General features: G+C 70.9%; 4 protein-coding genes. All 4 read right to left on the bottom strand.

Annotated features, from left to right (window positions below):
• The coding region (locus VF468_00185; GenBank protein ID HEX5876744.1) for a DUF4032 domain-containing protein at window positions 1-1,220 on the bottom strand (1,220 nt) is incomplete at its 3' end.
• Window positions 1,221-1,361: 141 nt separating this feature from the next.
• Window positions 1,362-2,219: a hypothetical protein gene (locus tag VF468_00180; GenBank protein HEX5876743.1), complete on the bottom strand. Its 858-nt coding sequence runs from the start codon at window positions 2,217-2,219 to the stop codon at window positions 1,362-1,364.
• Complete coding sequence (locus tag VF468_00175) at window positions 2,216-2,563, bottom strand: PadR family transcriptional regulator (protein ID HEX5876742.1); 348 nt, start codon at window positions 2,561-2,563, stop codon at window positions 2,216-2,218. The genes VF468_00180 and VF468_00175 overlap by 4 nt, the downstream gene beginning before the upstream one ends.
• 101 nt (window positions 2,564-2,664) lie before the next feature.
• Window positions 2,665-2,990: hypothetical protein (locus tag VF468_00170; protein ID HEX5876741.1), on the bottom strand; the 326-nt coding region annotated here is incomplete at its 5' end.

Raw genomic sequence — 2,990 nt, 5'->3', positions numbered from 1 at the left:
ACCATCTGGGCGGCCGACTCCGAGGGGGCCTCGCGGGCGGCCAGGGCGGCCAGGGCGGCCTCCTCGCCGACGTCGCGGCCCGCCTGCTCCGACAGCAGCCAGCGGACCTCGAGCAGGTCGCAGTAGGCCTGGATCGGGTCGGCGACGTCGCCAAGGGCCTTGGCCGCCTTGGCCATGCCCGGCTCGAACACGTCGGTGCGCCAGCGGAAGCCGGCGACGACGTCGTTGGCCACCGCCTCGGGCCGCTCGGCGGCCAGGCGCGACTGGTGGGCGCGCAGGTCGTTGAGGAGGATGGTGGCCTGACCCTCGCCGACCTCCAGGCCGGTGAGGCGGTGCAGCTCCTGGGCGTGGAAGCGGCGGTTGGCCACCGCGACCTTGAGCCGGAGCGTGCTGCGGTCGGCGGTGGCCGGCTCCAGGGCCAGCTCGTCGATGGCGAAGCCGAGCTCGTTGAGCCGGCGCACCCGGGCCTCGACCTTGTAGCGCTCGTCGCTCCCGAACGTCTCGGTGTGGGTCAGCTCCGCCCACAGGGCCCGGTAGCGCTCGGCGATGCTCTCGGCCGCGGCCAGGTCCTCGTCGATCCGCTCGCCGCTCTCCCCCAGCTCCATGGACACGTCGACCAGGTCGCCGGCGACGTTCTCGACCAGGATCTCCAGGTCGTGGGCGCGCTGGCCGTCGCTCAGGACCGGGTGGACCTCGCTCGTCTCGGCGTCGACCAGGAACGCCTGGAGCAGCTGGCCGTCGCGCTTGAACAGGGTGTTGGACAGCGAGCAGTCGCCCCAGTAGACGCCCTCGCGGTGCAGGTCGACGAGCAGGCCGGCGATGGCGTCGAGCAGCCGCTCGCGGTGCTTGACCAGCTCGCGGGGCAGCCGCCGGAACAGGCGCCGGAACTGCCAGGAGTGCTCCAGGTACTCGGTGACCAGGATCGAGTTGCCGGTGTCGGGCTGGTCGACCAGGCCGACCGGCTGCACGGCCGGGAGCTCACGGATCTGCAGCTCGCGCAGGACCCGGTACTCCTTCTCGGCGATCCGGCTGGGCAGCTCCTTGAGGGCGTAGAGCACGTAGTCGACCTCGACGAAGCGGACCAGGTGGCGGCTGGGCCCGACGTTGAGGTCACGGAAGCTGGCCGCGTCCTCCGGCCACGTCCCCAGGGGGTCGAGCCAGGGCAGGGCCAGCAGCCCCGGCGAGGCCGCGCGCAGCCGGATCGAGATCGGGGAGGCCATGGAGGCCATGGTAGCCACCAAGCCAGCGGCCGTACCGAACATCGGTGTTACGAGGCTGATGTGTGCTGTCAATAGGTGGATGGCAGGACAGTGCGTCCAGCGCCTCTTGCCGGGTGCCGACCCGTCGTGAACGAAGCGGGCTCAGGGCTCTCGCTGCCTGAGTTGCCGCCGCCTGGCTCGCCAGGCCACCACAGCGAGGGCAACCATGAGGGCGGCCAACCCCGCCCAATAGCCCAACTCCAGGGTGCTGGGCGTGCCTGCGGTGATGCTCTCCTCAACGGCGTGAAGCACGCCGGGGGCCAGGTACACGGCAGCCCCGATCGCGGGACGAGGGTCGAGCGCACCGACCGTGACCACCAGCACAACCAGCAGCAGCCCGACCTCCAGACTAGCTTGAGTCAGAGCCCATGCCTGGCCCTCAAGCGGAAGCGCCGCGGACGCCGGCAACAGCAACCACCACCAGGACCGCGCCCGCGGGCGGCCCATCCTGGGCCAGGCGAGGACGGCCAGGACCACGGCAGGGACGGCATAGCGGGCCACCACCGACCAGTCGCCGTAGCCGGGCAGCCACCAGGGCAGCGACACCTGCGGCAGGAGCGGCCGCGCCGCCGCCAGCGCGGTGACGGCGGTCGCGAGAAGCGCCGTTCGGGTCCAGCCACGCAGCATCGCCAGCGCGCCAAGGGCGACTAGCGCGATCCACAGCGGAAACGGAAACAGGGAGTGGAGGGCGTGGCCCAGGTTGACCATGACGATCAGGAGGACGCCAAGCTGCAGCCCGTCGGTCCACAGCCGCCTCGGCGACTCCATGGCCGCCTGACGGGCTCGCGTCCGCAAACCGCCGAGCAGGAGACTCGCGACCTCTCGGGGTGCGGGGAGCTGCTGGTTGGGTTGGGCGGCGTCCAGGAGCGTGCCGATCATCTCCTCGCCGTGGGCCCTGCGGTAGGCGGACGGGTAGGTGACCAGCAGCCGTTCGTAGCGGCGCCGCAGCCGCCCGCTCATGCCAGCCTCGGCGTGGTGACAGCCGACCCTGACCGTCGGGTGACAACGCGTGCTGCCTGTTCCATGCGGGCTGCCTCACGGTGGAGTGCCTGGACGCCGTTGTCGGTGAGGCGGTAGTAGCGGCGGGTGCGCCCCTCCACGACTTCCTGTCGGTCGGCGAGGATGAGCCCCTCCTCGGCCAGCCGATCCAGGGCGCCGTAGAGGGTGCCGGCGGTAAGCCGAACCCGACCGTCAGACAGTTCCACGGCCTGCTTGATGATCCCGTAGCCGTGCAGGGGACCATCCAAGAGGCCGGCGAGGATGAAGTAGGACGGTGGGCTCATCGAGCCGGATGCTCTAACCATACGAGCAACGATATATCGACCAACTATATATGGCAACCTGAACACCTTCCCGCCCAGGCGATGGGCGGGCACGACGACGCAGTCGCAGACCGCGACCCTTGTCATCTGACGTACATGACCTCTACACCCACGCGGCTATAGCGTTCCAGCAGCTTGAACAGCTGCCGGGCGACCGCCCGCTTCAAGCAGCGGCGGACCTCGCGGATGCTCTTGCCCTCGCCGCGTCGCCGGGCGGGGTAGGCGCGGGTCTGAGGGTCGTCGCGCAGCCGGGCCAGCACGATCGTGTGCAGCGCCCGGTTGAGCTGGCGGTCACGGTCATACGGTGCTCTAGCGAGCGGACCGGCCGGTCCCGCAACGCCGCGCAGCGGGCGATCTGCTGTCGGCTGGCCAGCCGGCGCAGCTCGGCCCGCAGCTCCTCGGGCGCCCC

It is taken from the genome of Actinomycetota bacterium (genome assembly GCA_036280995.1).
GTDB lineage: Bacteria > Actinomycetota > CALGFH01 > CALGFH01 > CALGFH01 > CALGFH01.
Note: the sequence above shows the minus strand (reverse complement) of the source record. Positions and strands in the feature narration are given on the sequence as shown.

Bases quoted from the DNA above. Each gene is read 5' to 3' on its own strand.
- VF468_00180 (HEX5876743.1), bottom strand. From the start codon at position 2,219: ATGAGCGGGCGGCTGCGGCGCCGCTACGAACGGCTGCTGGTCACCTAC.
- VF468_00175 (HEX5876742.1), bottom strand. From the start codon at position 2,563: ATGGTTAGAGCATCCGGCTCGATGAGCCCACCGTCCTACTTCATCCTC.